At 46.4% G+C, this 14900-nt stretch carries 18 protein-coding genes; 8 read left to right on the top strand and 10 right to left on the bottom strand.

The features are described 5' to 3' along the window. Positions 1-48 precede the first annotated feature (48 nt). The 7 genes from ACUXV2_RS19045 to ACUXV2_RS19015 form a co-directional block, all read right to left on the bottom strand. Positions 49-696: a TetR/AcrR family transcriptional regulator gene (locus ACUXV2_RS19045; protein WP_446244717.1), complete on the bottom strand. Its 648-nt coding sequence runs from the start codon at positions 694-696 to the stop codon at positions 49-51. 29 nt (positions 697-725) lie between these two features. Then, a complete protein-coding gene (locus ACUXV2_RS19040) occupies positions 726-1742 on the bottom strand; it encodes an ABC transporter permease (protein WP_446244716.1) in 1017 nt (338 codons plus the stop codon). Then, a complete protein-coding gene (locus tag ACUXV2_RS19035) occupies positions 1732-2460 on the bottom strand; it encodes an ABC transporter ATP-binding protein (protein ID WP_446244715.1) in 729 nt (242 codons plus the stop codon). Before ACUXV2_RS19035 ends, ACUXV2_RS19040 begins: the two co-directional genes overlap by 11 nt. A gap of 327 nt (positions 2461-2787) precedes the next feature. After that, the gene (gene bshB2, locus ACUXV2_RS19030; protein WP_446244714.1) at positions 2788-3471 is read right to left on the bottom strand and encodes a bacillithiol biosynthesis deacetylase BshB2; all 684 of its coding nucleotides are present in this window, start codon (positions 3469-3471) and stop codon (positions 2788-2790) included. A gap of 16 nt (positions 3472-3487) precedes the next feature. Beyond that, positions 3488-3835 (bottom strand): YojF family protein, encoded by a 348-nt coding sequence (locus tag ACUXV2_RS19025; protein WP_175989955.1) that lies wholly within the window; start codon positions 3833-3835, stop codon positions 3488-3490. A gap of 514 nt (positions 3836-4349) precedes the next feature. After that, on the bottom strand, positions 4350-5159 hold the full coding sequence (gene pdxK / locus ACUXV2_RS19020; RefSeq protein WP_446244713.1) for a pyridoxine/pyridoxal/pyridoxamine kinase: 810 nt from the start codon (positions 5157-5159) through the stop codon (positions 4350-4352). Positions 5160-5303: 144 nt separating this feature from the next. After that, on the bottom strand, positions 5304-5654 hold the full coding sequence (locus ACUXV2_RS19015; protein ID WP_446244712.1) for a general stress protein: 351 nt from the start codon (positions 5652-5654) through the stop codon (positions 5304-5306). Between the two features lie 148 nt (positions 5655-5802). On the opposite strand from ACUXV2_RS19015, the gene ACUXV2_RS19010 reads away from it, so the two are divergent. The 4 genes from ACUXV2_RS19010 to ACUXV2_RS18995 all read left to right on the top strand — a co-directional run bounded on the left by ACUXV2_RS19010 (position 5803) and on the right by ACUXV2_RS18995 (position 8485). Continuing rightward, entirely contained in the window at positions 5803-6570 is a 768-nt protein-coding gene (locus ACUXV2_RS19010) for a DUF4230 domain-containing protein (RefSeq protein WP_446244711.1), read from the top strand. Positions 6571-6585: 15 nt separating this feature from the next. Then, positions 6586-7260, top strand: coding sequence for a uracil-DNA glycosylase (locus tag ACUXV2_RS19005; RefSeq protein ID WP_446244710.1), 675 nt, complete (start codon positions 6586-6588; stop codon positions 7258-7260). Between the two features lie 458 nt (positions 7261-7718). Beyond that, on the top strand, positions 7719-8015 hold the full coding sequence (locus ACUXV2_RS19000; RefSeq protein ID WP_446244709.1) for a YwdI family protein: 297 nt from the start codon (positions 7719-7721) through the stop codon (positions 8013-8015). A 98-nt stretch (positions 8016-8113) separates the two neighbouring features. After that, a complete protein-coding gene (locus ACUXV2_RS18995) occupies positions 8114-8485 on the top strand; it encodes a DUF423 domain-containing protein (protein ID WP_446244708.1) in 372 nt (123 codons plus the stop codon). Between the two features lie 137 nt (positions 8486-8622). Here ACUXV2_RS18995 and gerQ read toward each other — a convergent pair whose 3' ends face one another. Further along, the gene (gerQ, locus tag ACUXV2_RS18990; RefSeq protein WP_446244707.1) at positions 8623-9078 is read right to left on the bottom strand and encodes a spore coat protein GerQ; all 456 of its coding nucleotides are present in this window, start codon (positions 9076-9078) and stop codon (positions 8623-8625) included. A gap of 62 nt (positions 9079-9140) precedes the next feature. Continuing rightward, positions 9141-9563 carry a cell wall hydrolase gene (locus ACUXV2_RS18985; protein WP_446244706.1) on the bottom strand — a complete coding sequence of 141 codons (423 nt, stop codon included), beginning with the start codon at positions 9561-9563 and terminating at the stop codon, positions 9141-9143. A gap of 241 nt (positions 9564-9804) precedes the next feature. Between ACUXV2_RS18985 and ACUXV2_RS18980 the strand changes: the two genes are divergently transcribed. Together ACUXV2_RS18980 and ACUXV2_RS18975 are read left to right on the top strand one after the other, a co-directional pair. Then, positions 9805-10425: a LysM peptidoglycan-binding domain-containing protein gene (locus tag ACUXV2_RS18980; protein WP_446244705.1), complete on the top strand. Its 621-nt coding sequence runs from the start codon at positions 9805-9807 to the stop codon at positions 10423-10425. Next, a complete protein-coding gene (locus ACUXV2_RS18975; protein WP_446244704.1) occupies positions 10422-10706 on the top strand; it encodes a hypothetical protein in 285 nt (94 codons plus the stop codon). Before ACUXV2_RS18980 ends, ACUXV2_RS18975 begins: the two co-directional genes overlap by 4 nt. A gap of 485 nt (positions 10707-11191) precedes the next feature. On the opposite strand, the gene hemQ is transcribed toward ACUXV2_RS18975, so the two are convergent. After that, positions 11192-11935 (bottom strand): hydrogen peroxide-dependent heme synthase, encoded by a 744-nt coding sequence (hemQ, locus tag ACUXV2_RS18970; RefSeq protein WP_446244703.1) that lies wholly within the window; start codon positions 11933-11935, stop codon positions 11192-11194. Between the two features lie 318 nt (positions 11936-12253). On the opposite strand from hemQ, the gene pta reads away from it, so the two are divergent. Beyond that, the gene (gene pta / locus ACUXV2_RS18965; protein WP_446244702.1) at positions 12254-13225 is read left to right on the top strand and encodes a phosphate acetyltransferase; all 972 of its coding nucleotides are present in this window, start codon (positions 12254-12256) and stop codon (positions 13223-13225) included. Positions 13226-13667: 442 nt separating this feature from the next. After that, positions 13668-14513 (top strand): lipoate--protein ligase family protein, encoded by an 846-nt coding sequence (locus ACUXV2_RS18960; protein WP_446244701.1) that lies wholly within the window; start codon positions 13668-13670, stop codon positions 14511-14513. Positions 14514-14900: the final 387 nt, after the last annotated feature.

Below are 14900 nucleotides of genomic sequence, written 5' to 3'. Positions count from 1 at the left end.
AACGACCGGAAAAAAGAGCCCCGGACGCAAATCCGGAGCTCTTCTATATTACTCTTTTCCAACGCCGTTCATGATCATCTGCACCGTCATCTCAATCTCTTTCTCATCATTCCAGTCCGCTTCGGGCAGGAACACATAGCGGACGAGCAGCCAGCCGAAAATGCTGGTGACAGAGAAGCGGACGACTGCCGGCGAAGGCAGGTCGATGATCTGGCCTTTTTCTTTATAGTGGCCGACAAGGGATGTGAACTTTTCAAAAATTTTCTGGGCGATGTGTTCCTTGAACTGTTCCTTGAGTTCGGGATGGAACGGGATCTCCTGGATCAGGATTTTAAAGACGGTCATATTATCCTTCAAGAACTCCTGGCGGTTCAGGATCATCGCCTTCAGGAAATCTTCGTAGCGTTCGTATTTGGCGTCCAATACTTTGTTGATATCACGGATCACGAATGGTGCAATCAATTTCGCCATGGTAGGAGAAACAATCGAAAGGAGCAGGTCTTTCTTTGTTTTGTAGTGCCGGAAAATGGTCCCTTCGGCAACGCCTGCTTTCTTGGCGATCTGGCTCGTTGATGTCGCCGCGTAGCCTTTTTCGGCAAACATCTCAATCGCTGCTTCCACGATCTTCTGCTGCTTCTCCGTAAACGGTTCTTCCTGTTCGAATAATTGCTTAAAGATATCTTTTTCTTCAGACATGCGTAAACCCCTAACGTATTCGTTGTACCTTATATTTTACGGTATTTTTTCAGCGCTGCAACATTCAGGGTGATAAACAGAAGTGAAAATCCGGCAAGGACTGACAGGTTGAACAGCAGATCACTGAACTCGAATCCCCTGATCATCACATCGCGCAGGGCACTGGCTGCATAGTAGAGCGGGGTGAACGGTCCCACCCAGCTGAGCCATTCCGAAATCGTATCCAGGTTGAACAATCCGGAAAAGAAAATTTGCGGTATCACGACAATCGGAATGAATTGCATCATTTGTAACTCATTCTTCGCAAAAGCGGACAGCAATATTCCGAGTGTCAGAGCCGTAAATGAAAGCAGCACAATCACAATCAATACGTTAAAGAAGCTTCCCGCCATCATCATGTCGAGAATATAGATGGCAAACCATGAAATGAGTGCTGCCTGAAGGAGCGTCACAATCCCGAATCCAATGACGTAGCTGACGACCATTTCCCAAATTTTAATCGGTGAGGCCAATAGCCTCTCAAGCGTGCCAGTTGTTCTTTCTCTTAAAAACGAAACCCCGCTTACTAAAAATACGAAGAAGAACACAAAGAATCCAAGCAGGACGGGCCCGAACGAGTCAAACATGCCCATGTCCTCATCTCCATATAAAAACGTCACTCCATCTGATAGATTCGCAGATTGAGAAGGAAATAGAGTCTTGACCTTCTTCATCACGGCCCCATTTACCGCCGGGTCGCTCCCTTCCACGACGATCTCCGGGGCGGCAGGGTCATCGAACGTCACATATCCATCCAATTCCCCATCCTTCATCGCTTTCAATGCCTTGTCTTTGTTTTCATAGGATTCAAAATCATCAAGGTCCAGCTTAGCCTCAAGCGGCTCCGGTACGTCGACGACGGCCACCTTTGCCTCGTATTCGTTTGAAGAAAATACAAGTGAAAGCATCGTCAATATTAAAAGGGGAGCCAAAAACATGAGGGCAAGCGTACGTTTATCCCTTAATAGCTGTCTGATGATACGAACGACGAAACCGTTAATTCTCAAGGATGACACCTCCATTTTTCAAAAACACATCTTCTATGGAATGCACTCCGTATTGCGTTTTGATGGCATCCGGAGTGTCGCTCGAAATGATTTCCCCGTGCTGCAGGAGGCCAAGCCTGTCGCAGCGCTCTGCTTCGTCCATGACGTGTGTCGTGATGATGATCGTCCTTCCGTCCTCCTTGAGCGCATGGAAGCCATCCCAAATTTCCTTCCTGAGCACAGGATCGATCCCGACAGTCGGTTCATCAAGAAAAAGAACCTCAGGGTCATGTAAGAGTGCAATCGCAAGCGACAGCCTTCGTTTCATTCCGCCTGAATATTGGTGTACTGGCTTATTAAGGTGGGGGAGGAGGTCGACCATCTCCATCACCTTTTCAATCTGTTGTTTACGCTTCTCTTTTTTGAGTCCGTAAAGGGAAGCCGTGAAAGATAAATTCTCCTTTGCCGTCAGTTCTTCATAAAGGGCATCTGACTGCGCCATATAGCCGATCGAGGGGTACAACTTTTTCGCTTTCAGCTTGTTTCCTTTGAATGTGACACTGCCGCTTGAAGGAAGCTCAAGGCCGATCATCATTTTGATCAGCGTCGTCTTGCCTGAACCGGACGGACCAAGCAGACCATAGATTTCACCCGGTCGGATATCAAGCGTTACATCCTTCAATACATGCTGCGTTTTAAATGATTTAGATAAATCGTTTAATTGAATGATTGAATCCATTTTTCTCACACCTTTCGGAAGGTTGATCTGTTAGTGAGTGATTACTCACTTTAAAATATAATCTATTTGGCTGGATTTGTAAAGTGAGTAATCACTCATTTTTATTATTGAAAAATTATGGGTCGTTTTTGAAAAAATAATTCTGTTTTTGAAAAATAACTCAGCTTTTTGAAAAAATATCATCCAGTTTTGAAAAAATAATGCTCAATACCCGGTTTTGTTGCAACAAAAAAGCATGAAACATTCATCCGATGTTCCATGCTTTAGTAAATGCGTTCAGATTTGAAAATAGAATGGCTTTTTTGCCTTTAAATAAAGGCTTTTGCCTCAATCCACCTTATCGTTATCCCACTGGTAGTTCCAGAAGTTTTCGGTGGTCACCCATTTCAATGCTTCGGGGTCGTTCACTTCCAGCCCTTTTTCAAGGTCCTTCAGCATCCAGGCTGTCTGGGAGATATGAGCTTTCAGCGTTTCAATCTTTTGATCCCTCACCGGTGTGATATCGATGACGACATCCGGTTCGCCCAGCTCTTCCCGGCAGTTCTTGGAGAATGCCAGACAGTGTAGTTTAGGACGGGATTCTTTAGGAAGTCGGCGCACCGCACGGACGACTGCCCGTGCTGTCGCTTCATGATCGGGATGAACAGAGTAGTCCGGGTAGAAGCTGATGATCAGGGAAGGATCAAGTTCGTTGATCAGCTCTGTCACCATATTCGCCAGTTTTTCGTCATTTTCAAATTCGAGTGTTTTATCGCGGTAGCCCATCATGCGCAGGTCCGTGATCCCCATCGCTTCGGCTGCTTTTTTCAGCTCTTTCTTGCGGATGAGAGGCAGCGATTCCCGCGTTGCAAACGGGGGATTCCCGAGGTTGCGGCCCATTTCACCGAGTGTAAGGCAGGCGTACGTAACGGGAGTACCGTTATTTATATGAGTAGAAATCGTCCCGGACACGCCGAATGCTTCATCATCCGGGTGCGGAAAGATGACAAGGACTCTTCGTTCTTTTTCCATTTTTGTCTCTCCTTTCTTAATTAAACGGAGTGGGGCTGATCTCGAGTGCTACGGCAAGCTTCCCGTCGGCACCGTGACCTGCCATCAGCAGGCGGCCGTGCTCATCCATCTCGTAGTGGGTGAGGCCCTCGGCATAAATCCAGCCGATCTCAATCTTCAATCCTACTCGGAAAGGGCCATCCCCGATGATTTTCCCGTGCTCGTAATTGACTTTCGCGTTGCGGATATAGGCTCCGGCGTTGAAGAAGCCTTCGTTGAAATGAGCGGCGTACGCTCCGTTCGTCGTTTCCAAATGTATGTAGACATCCTGACGGGCGAATTGATTGATCAATCCTTGAGCGTCAGCGATCTTAATCGGTTCCATTCCATTTCCTCCTTAGGTACAGAAAAGACTCTTACATATTATGTTCTATTTTACTAAAGTTCTTCAGTGATTGCGAAAAGTCTGTTTCGATGGGTGGAGAACGGATTCGGGTGGGGAGGTGAGTCCAGAGCTTCTGAGTCGGTAGATGCAGTGGGTGATGTGGGAACAAACGTCAGTTTAAAAAGTTTTTGTCAAATTTCTTTGTTTTTCTGTGATTTATTTCCCTTTACTGAGGAGAAAATGAGCTTTTTTTATAAATTCATAACTGAGCATGCTTTGAAAACAGACCCTAAGACTGGAATATTAATATAGTAATATTAATTGCGCCACTTTAGAGTTTATTGCGCCGGTTATTAATTAAATGCGCCACTTTCTTGATAATTGCGCAGGAATTTAATTAAATGCGCCAGTTGTCGAAAAATCTTTATCCACCAGTTCTTCATTCCGACCGCTACATACAAAAAGGTGCCAGGCACAAATCATCCGATCTGTGCCTGGCACCTCAGCCTAGACTTTATTTCTCAAAACGATTATAAGCACCATGCATGACAGGGCCAACATATTCGTTCAGCTTAAATCCATGCTTGATGGCAGCTGTTACAAATTTCTTTGCGTTTTCTACGGCTTCCTTCACATCTTGTCCGTTTGCAAGGTTGGATGTGATGGCAGCTGCGAACGTACAGCCTGCGCCGTGGTTGTATGACGTTTCCACTTTTTCTTCTTCAAGAAGAGTGAATTCGCTGCCGTCATAGAAGAGGTCAAGTGCTTTGTTATGTTCAAGCTGCTTGCCGCCTTTGATGACAACGTTCTTCGCTCCGAGGTCATGGATTTTCTTTGCGGCTTCCTTCATGCCGTCAACCGTTTTGATCGGACCGGTCTGGGCAAGCTGTCCAGCTTCAAACAGATTCGGTGTCACAACCGTTGCGCGCTTGAGAAGGTGCTCTCTCATGGCATCTGTTGTTTCAGGATTCAGCACTTCGTCTTCCCCTTTGCACACCATAACTGGGTCGATCACCACTTTGTCCAAGCCGTATTGATCAATTTTTTTAGCGGCAAGCTCGATGATCTCGACCGTACCGAGCATGCCTGTTTTCATCGCGTCGATCCCGACGGACAGAACAGTCTCCAGTTGAGCTTCCAGCGTATCGATTGATAGCGGGTGAACAGCGTGATGCCAATGATTATTCGGGTCCATCGTGACCACTGTCGTCAGGGCGGTCATGCCGTAAACTCCGTGCTCCTGGAACGTTTTCAAGTCCGCCTGGATACCGGCTCCGCCGCTTGTATCCGATCCTGCGATTGAAAGGGTCTTTTTCAATGTCATGGGTGATTACCTCCTATAGTCGTGTCCATTCAGTCTGAATAAAGAATATAATACTGAAAGCGTAATTACAAATGTTCTTACTTTTTCATAAAAAGAAGGCCCGTCCCCCGCCGCATTAACGGTGAGGGACGGGCCTTCAATTGGTTAGAACGGATTTGCGTTATTCGCTTTTGCTTCTTTGGAAGCGACGATGACGAGTTTCCCTTTGTCGAGTTCTTCTTCGTACGTATCGGCTTCCGTCCGGTTCATGCCGACAGCTTTCATCTTCGCGCGAAGCTCGTCTCCGCGGCTTTTGAACAGATTCCCCATGCTTTCGATCATTCCCTGTTCTTTAACACCGATCGACTCCGTGCCTGTTCCTTCAGTAAGATCCTCTGAACGATGTTTGTCGTGTGCAAAGACATAAATATCTTCTTTCGTGTAGCCTTCTGATGTTAATGTCTCAATTTTCGTTTTTGCTCCCACTACATTTTCAACGACTTCTACTTTATACATACATTCTCAACCTCCTGAAAATTCATTTGATCTTGTATTTGCTTTTCCCGCTGTAAGCAGATCAAAACTTCCATAATCTAGTAACTGTTTTTGCGAGAATAATTGTTTCCAAGATTCGACAGATTTTCTTATAATAAAAGGAAGGAAGGTGAAGGGCTTGAGTACACAATATGAAAAGATCAGGCAGATGGAAGGGATTTTGGAAGAGTTGAAAGCGAATGAAAGAGAAGCAAGTGCCACGGTGGCTGTTAATCATAGAAGCAGAAGCAACAGGAAATCATGGAAGTTGATGACGACGGCTCTGTCGTTTTGGAAAAACAGGATCCTGCTCGTGCTGCTTCTGATCGTTTTGGTGGCAGGCGGGACTGCAATCGGCATGTATTCCTGGCTTGCGGGTTCCACTTTTACAGAAGAGAAAGGCTCGTTTGTTGAACGCATTCAGGATATGAGTTCGCTGGCGACGGCCCAAGGTTTTGTGAAAGCGGTCATCGAGCAGGAGGATAATCAGTTATTTGGAAAAGAAATCAGTGCCGATCTTCCGGGTACGAAGCGGAAGCTATTGATGGTGGTACCGGGGTCGGTGCTCGCCGGTGTGGATTTACAGCAGATCGATAAAAACGATATAGTGGTAGATGAAGAGAAGAGAGAGATTCAACTGATACTTCCACATGCTGAGATCCTTCAAGATCCATCCATTGATACTGAACAGATCAAAACATTTTCAGTGGAAGGGATTTTCAGGAGTGACGTCGATTGGAAAGAAGGCTTCGCCCTTGCTGAAGTGGCGAAGGATCTGATCAGTCAGGAAGCGATTGAACAAGGCCTGCTTCAGGCTGCAGAAAAAAATGCCGAAAAGTCTTTAACGGGCTTCTTCGAACAACTCGGCTATAAAGTGAGCATCACGTACGAGAACTAGAAAGGATGTCTTGTATTGTCTTCTGCTATTTTTGAAAATGATTGGGCTGAGGTTCTGGGGGAAGAGCTTCAGAAAGACTATTATCTGAAATTAAGAGAGTGGCTAAAGGAAGAATATCAGTCGTCGGCGACGTATCCATCCATGTACGATATCTTTAATGCGTTCCATCATACATCTTACCGGGATGTGAAGGTCGTGCTCCTCGGGCAGGATCCTTATCACGGGCCAAATCAGGCTGAGGGACTCAGCTTTTCGGTGAAAAAAGGCATCAAGCTGCCTCCGTCCCTGCGCAATATGTATAAAGAGCTTCACAATGACCTCGGATGTGAAATCCCGCAGCACGGTTCGCTCGTGAAATGGGCTGAACAGGGTGTCCTGCTGTTGAATACCGTCTTGACGGTCGAGGAAGGGAAGGCTCACTCACACCGCGGCAAAGGGTGGGAGGAGTTTACAGACAAGGTGATCACGCTGTTAAGTGAACGTGAAAAGCCGATGGTATTCCTGCTATGGGGGAAACCGGCTCAAAGTAAGCGTGCACTGATTGATGAGTCCAGGCACAAAATCATAACAGCCCCTCATCCGAGCCCGCTGTCAGCACACCGTGGTTTCTTCGGGAGCAAACCCTATTCGAAGACGAATCAATTTTTAAAAGAGCAAGGGATGGAAGAAATCGATTGGTGCATTGAATAAGAAAAGTTGTTTCACGTGAAACATTTCCGAACCCCCTCGATCTTTCCTGGAGAGAGGGGGTTTAATCTTTATCATGTTAGAGAAATGACCGGCTCCAGTCGGGACGTTTCGGTCATCATCTGAAGTCGAAGAGCGACCAAGAGCGTTGCCGGGGCTGAACAAGGTGCTTGCACTTTTCTAATCAGGAGGCGAGTTTGTTGAAAAATGAAAAGCGGATCAACTGCTTTCAGTGCCGTTATTTTTATACTACATGGGAACCCGCCCATCCCAGGGGATGCAAAGGGTATGGATTCAAGACAAAAGCGATGCCGTCCACGGTCGTCCTCCAGTCATCGGGGAGTCCGTGTTTGAAGTTTGCGCCTAAATCAACATAAGAACATATTTGATTATTCTTCGATTTACAATTAGGATTATGATGTAGATAACGAACGTCACTTGGAAGTGAAAGGAGGCCCGGGATGAATATTCCTCATCAAAGCGTCATTAAGAGAATGGAACAAGAACTGGCTAAAGCGAAGTCTGCGGAAAAATCCCAGCAGATTCGTGAACATATAAATTCGATTAAAGTGTTATGCGAAGTCCTGCTTGAAGAGAACAGTCAGGGAGGGAGCTTCACTGCGCCCGTTCAGTCGCAGCAGACAGTCCCATACGTCCCCGAGCAGCAACAGCCTGTCCAGAGACCGGTGTCCATACAGAAGGAAGAACCGCTGGAAACAGACGATGGGGCAAACGGGGATTCACTATTTGATTTTTAGTAAACGTGTGAAATCGACGGGATTTCTGCTTCGAGCGGATTTCCATTACCCGTCATCACCATTTAATAAGTATTCAATACGAGCGGAGGAGTAGAATCATGAAAACATTCATCATCATCGGAGCGCTGAGTGCGTTCTTGTCAGTTGGACTCGGGGCGTTCGGGGCGCATGCTCTTGAAGGCAAGATCGAGAAGAAATACATAGATACTTGGAATACAGGGGTTCTGTATCAAATGTTTCATGCGATCGGAATCATCATCATCGGGGTCTTGATGGGAACTGTCTCCCCGACGTCACTGCTGTCGTGGTCGGGCTGGCTGATGGTGATCGGGACCATTCTTTTCTCGGGAAGTCTGTATGTCCTGAGCCTGTCCGGCATCAAAATCCTTGGAGCGATCACACCGTTCGGGGGAGTGAGTTTCCTTGCCGGCTGGATCCTGCTGGTGATCTTTGCTGCGAAGACGATGTAACGATAAGGAAGGCCGACTCATGGGGAGTCGGCCTTTTTGTTTTTTTAAAAAGAAGCCCGTCCCTCACTGGTACCGAGGGGCGGGCCTTCAAAAGTAAAAAGTGTTCAAAATTGGATTTTGAACACTTGAGTCTGGGATTATCGTGGGGAATAGTTTGTCATTCCGGTCCCATTGAATGGATATTCATATTCGATTTCTTCGTCAAAGGTGATGTAGTCCAGATAAATCATCGGAATAAGATAGCGTGTTCCGGTTTGAGGGTCGCTTAGAATGAGATGATCGCGTCCGGCAGCTTCTATGACCCCCTTGAATACTTTCGCATTCCACTGGGTGTTGTTTTCAAAAGTGGTATAAACAGTCGCCACTTTCCCTTTGTTCAGGCGAAGGATGTTCTCGATATAGGACTCCTCGACAGGGAGCATGCCCGGAATGTTCTGTGACGGTGCTGGGGCGTTTTGCTGTGCAGGCGGCTGCATATATTGACCCTGGGCCTGCCCCTGAACTTGCCCCTGCATGTCGCCTGCATAGTATTGACGATATGGATCATACGCTTGATACCCTTGGTAATAAGGGTTGTATTGTTGATTTGACAAGTGATATACCTCCTTGAGAAACATAAATTTTAATAATGTTTGATGAAGTGATGTCTCACACGTTAATAGGCTTTTGGACAATCGGCTCTGGTCGGAATGAAGAAACAGTGTGATTTGAAGCGGCCAGAGTTGGCTTGGTTATACCACTTGGCAGGGCATCCTCCTTCCGGGCGGAAAAACCATAAAGCATTTGAAGCAGGATGTGTTCTCTCTCCTCTTATCGTCCTTCGGGCAAGATTGATATCTTTCTCCCTGGCCCGTTGATAGAAGTAACCCTTTTGTGTAGCTTCGAAACCTCCTGGCTTTTGATACACCATACGTTGAATCGTATTGATATCCTTGAAGTCCAGACACCTTACCCTTACACGGTTGATCCCGACGTTTCCCACCATCAGCATTCCGAGCTGACCATCACCCTCGGCTTCGGCCCTCATCAATCGAGCGAGGAGCTTCACTTCCTTCTCGTTAAAAGGAACAACAGCCATCTTCCCACCTCACTTTAGAAGATGCTTTCTGTCTCACTATTTCATGTCTATGTCCGGGCATGTAAAGATATTCTTATTATTGGGCAGATTAAAGAAGCTCGCGATGAAAACCGGAGAGATCACCAGCCCGGTGACCGGGCCCAATGTTTAAAATGGGCTCATCTTCACGTAACCTGCCATTTTTTCAGTCGTCTAATGGAGTAAGAATAACATCAAGAGACATTATAATGGGGGACTTACTATGAAAAGAAACAACATGTTCAAATCAGCAGCCTTGGCTTTGACCATAACGGCGCTGAGTGTATCCAGTGCGGGAGCTGAGGGTATTCATCTGATCCAAAAAGGGGATACGCTTTGGAGCTTATCGCAAAAGTATGGGATGACCGTGAACCATCTCAAGGAGAGCAACAACCTGGTATCAAACTTGATTTATGCAGGTGATAAGCTTCAGGTTGGAAAAGTGGTCACCGTCAAAAAAGGCGACACGTTATGGAGCCTGGCGAAAAAGAATCATACGACAGTCGGACAATTAAAACACGTGAACATGCTGAAATCAGATACCATTTATATTGGGCAGAAGCTTGATATTCCAACGTTCGCATTAGTCAGGCCGGGGGATACGTTATGGGCGATCAGCCGCAAATATGGATTGACGGTAGAAGAACTGAAGAAGAGAAACGGGTTGAAAAGCAGCCGTATTTTTACAGGTCAGGTGTTGAAGGTCAATAAGATAACAGCAGACAAAACTGCCGGATATGATGCCGATAAGGTCATTCCGGGTACTATTACACAGCAGAAGAGCCGCGGAGATTCATCCTTCAATCCGCAAATGACGATTACTATTTTGCCAGAGTCGAAGTGATCGATTACGGTGCTGAAATCGGTTCCCTGAAAAAACAGGCGCAGGAACAGCTTGGAAATCTGGGCAAGGTTACAGAACTGCCAACGGAGAATTCACTGCCATTTTACAAAGGGGCAAAATTTTTACTGCATGCACACAATTCTGAGGTGCAGACAACGATCGCTGTAAAAGAAGTGGATGGTGTGTTGTTGAAGTTTACGATTCATTACAGGAATGCGGAGGAGTCGGAAGGGATTGTTCCGGGAATGTTGAAGATGCTGAATACGATTGAAATCATGTGAGTGGTGGAAAGTTGTATCTTTGATTAAGTACCTTTTTATATAGCTTCAGATTGACCTCTCCCGGTACGCTGGAATATTCTTAGAGAAAATATTTAGTGGACCGGGAGAGTTCTTTCGGTCTATTTTTTATTCGTTTCTTCAGCCTTTGCAATCAACCATTCTATTTCTTCCACAGTGATGCGGCCTTTTTTAACTCGATCTTTAATTGACTCTAGTGTAATGTTGTATTCTTCCATGTTATCCTTCTCCTCTTCATCTTGATATTTCTGGTAAGTAATAAGTCGGCGACTTTTATTATTACCCTGATATTTTAAAAATTAATCCACTTGCAGAACCAAATATTTATATCGGAATTAAAATAAAATTATTAAGCCCGTGGAAAGCGATGTCTTGTATGGAAGTCAACAGCGGGGGTCTTCAAAAAACAAAAAAACAGTCCACTTTGGCGTGACAGACACCCAAAATGGACTGTTTAAATTATAGGATTATACGTGAAGGAACTTCGAAATTCCTTCTTCCTCTAATAGGTTGCCGACATAGAAAGCACCGAATTCGCCGTAGCGTGCGCTCACTTCATCAAAACGCATTTCATATACAAGCTTCTTGAATTGAAGAACGTCATCGGCAAATAGCGTAACGCCCCACTCGTAATCGTCAAAGCCTACAGAACCGGTAATGATTTGCTTTACCTTGCCTGCATATTGACGGCCGATCATGCCGTGGCTCTTCATCATTTCACGGCGGTCCTCCATCGGAAGCATGTACCAGTTGTCATTGCCCTGGCGGCGCTTGTCCATCGGATAGAAGCAGACATGCTTCGCCTTAGGGAGAATCGGGTAGATGCGCTCCTGTACATAAGGGTTTTCATAAGGATCGCCTTCAGTCGGCATGTAATTACCAAGCTCAACGACAGATACGTATGAGAACGTAGGAATCGTGAATTCAGCAATTTTAAGCTTGTTGAATTCGTTTTCCAGCTCATTCAGTTCTTCCATCGTCGGACGAAGGATCATCAGCATGAAGTCCGCTTTCTGCCCCACGATTGTGTAAAGGGCATGGCTTCCTTCTTTTGCAGCCTGAGTCGTGTTCAACTTATCTAAGAAACGGTGGAATTCAGCAATCGCCGTTGCTCTTTCTTCACTCGGAAGCATCTTCCATGAAGTCCAATCCATCGCACGGAAATCATGCAGTGAATACCATCCATCTAATGTTTGTGCTGGTTCTGGCATGTTCAATCACTCCTTAAGGTACTTATTCCAATTTCACTATATCATAGTTTGGTCAAAGAGGAAGAATGGGAAACCCAAATGTCGCGAAAATGGCACAATTATGGGATAGGAAGCGTTTTTACGGAACACACTAAAAGGTGTTACATAAAGGGTTTTTAACATGGTGTACCGGGTATAGGAAGGATGGATGGCGAAGGGGAATTTTTTGAAAACAAAGACTTTAAAGATGAAACCGATAACATTTTCCCTTTTCCTTGAATTCCTATATGAGTAGAGTATTCTAAGAATGGATATGTATAAATCAAGGAGGTTCCTCTATTGAGTAACTTATTTACGACACTTACAGATAAAATCAAAGGCAAAGAATTGAAGATCGTTTTTCCTGAAGGTAAGGATGAACGTATTTTACGTGCGGCTTCCCGTTTGGCTAGCGACGGCGTATTGACTCCGATCGTCGTTGGGAACGTCGATGAAGTTCAAGCGGTTGCAGAACAATCAGGCGTGAAGCTTGACGGCTGTGAACTGGTTGACCCTGCTTCATTTGAAGGCATGGGCGACCTTGTGAAAAGCTTCGTTGAACGCCGTAAAGGGAAAGCGACGGAAGAAGATGCGAAGAAAATCCTTCTTGACGGGAACTACTTCGGAACGATGCTTGTGTACACTGGACAAGCACACGGACTTGTGAGCGGTGCTGCCCATTCAACGGCTGACACGGTTCGTCCTGCCCTTCAAATCATCAAGACAAAAGAAGGCGTGCGCAAGACATCAGGCGTGTTCATCATGGTGCGCGGAGAAGAGAAATACGTATTCGCCGACTGTGCGATCAACATTTCCCCTGACAGCCAGGACCTTGCTGAAATCGCGGTTGAAAGTGCAAAAACTGCCGATATGTTCGACATCGACCCGCGTGTAGCAATGTTGAGCTTCTCTACAAAAGGGTCAGCAAAATCTACTGAAACAGAAAAAGTCGTCGAAGCAGTGAAGATTGCCAAAGAAAAGTCCCCTGAGCTTACAGTGGACGGCGAATTCCAATTCGACGCGGCATTCGTCCCATCCGTTGCTGAGAAAAAAGCGCCGGGTGCAGACATCCAAGGGAATGCGAACGTATTTGTTTTCCCTAGCCTCGAAGCCGGAAACATCGGCTACAAAATCGCTCAGCGCCTAGGAAACTTCGAAGCAGTAGGGCCGATCCTTCAAGGATTGAACGCTCCTGTGAACGACCTTTCCCGCGGATGCAATGAGGAAGATGTATATAAACTAGCATTGATTACGGCTGCTCAGGCGTTGTAATGAGTGTTGGAGGGAAGCTGGACTCTTAATGGGGGTCCGGCTTTTTTTGTGGTTTTTTTGGTGGAGGTGACGTGTGTACCAGGTACATTGGCGGTGGTTTGTACCAGGTACAGAGAGGTTGGAGTGTACCTGGTACACGTATGCGGAATTGTACCAGGTACGAGCGGACTGATTTGTACCAGGTATACCTCACATTCATCAACCGGCGGGTGGTACCTGGATCAAAATGGGGAAACTGAGCCAGGCTCGTTTTGGCCGGGTTGAGCCAGGCTCAAAAGTGGAGATCTGAGCCTGGCTCGGGGAGGGCGATGTGTGCCAGGCACAATTAAGGGTCATTGTTCCTGGCACCAGACCCCACGTACCAATCCCCCATCCACTCTCAAAACCCGCCCGCATTTTATGGTATAATGAACCCGCATGTTTTCAGTGAAGGAGAAGCGTTATGGATAAGGAAAAAGCATATGCACTGCTCCGTCAGGAACGGTGGAGGGTGATCGATCAGTCGAGTCTCGGGCCGATGTTTGGTGCGCTGCAGTCGTTTGCAATGGATGATACGCTATGCACGGCTGTGGGAGCGGGCGAGTCCGATCCGGCTGCCCGTTCGTGGGTCCATCATCAGACGGTGGTGCTTGGTATACAGGATACGAAATTGCCGTTTCTTTCCGAGGCGTTAAGCGTGTTGGAGGAAGCGGGTTATCAATATATTGTGCGGAACTCCGGAGGTTTGGCGGTCGTACTGGATGAAGGCGTTCTGAACTTGTCTTTGGTATTCCCTGATTCGGAGAAGGGCATCGATATCAATAGAGGCTACGATGCCATGTGGCTGCTTGTTCAGGAGATGTTCAAGGATTTCGATGTAGAGATGGAAGCGAAGGAAATCACGCAGTCGTACTGTCCTGGGAGCTATGACTTAAGCATCGGTGACCGGAAGTTTGCCGGGATCTCACAGCGTCGTATCCGGAACGGTGTGGCGGTTCAAATCTATTTGTGTGTCAATGGGAGCGGCTCCGAGCGGGCGGAATTGATCCGACAGTTTTATGAAACGGGGCTTAAAGGTGAACAGACGAAATTCACGTTTCCGTCCATTCAGCCTGAGGTGATGGCTTCATTATCAGAACTGCTCGGCGTGGAGTTATCCGTGCAGGATGTGATGCTCCGGTTCCTGCAGTCGCTGAAATCTTTCAGCGGTGATATATACTCCAGTGCCCTGCAGGGTGGGGAGTATGCGATGTATGAAACGTATTATCAAAGAGTGGTAGTACGGAATGAAAAGGTATTAGGTGAATAAGCAGTGATAAGATCAAATGGCCAGTGGGCGCATTTGGTCTTTTTTTGATAGCGTTTGGTGAAAAATTGAAACTTTTATGTGTGCCTTTGAAACGGGGGAATTGGCTTTTTTGCTCACTATCAGTGCGATTTTCGGATGGATAGGGTGACGGAACTGGAGAGTGGTAGAATTTGAGGTTGGAGTTAGTGGGATTAGGTAAAGGTTTTGGGTTTATACCTCGGTATGTATATAGGGGATTAGCGAATCTGTTTCGCCCTTATATTCAAAAAATCGCCCATAGCTATCTGGATTCCGCCCTTAATGTTTGAGCTTACCTTGAAATGAGCAGAAAATCCCCTCAACAAAGGCGCCACGCATCAAAATAAAAGCCAGTACACCTTTTCTTAC

It is taken from the genome of Rossellomorea sp. NS-SX7, from assembly GCF_052828565.1.
This window is presented reverse-complemented; position numbering and strand designations above follow the sequence as displayed.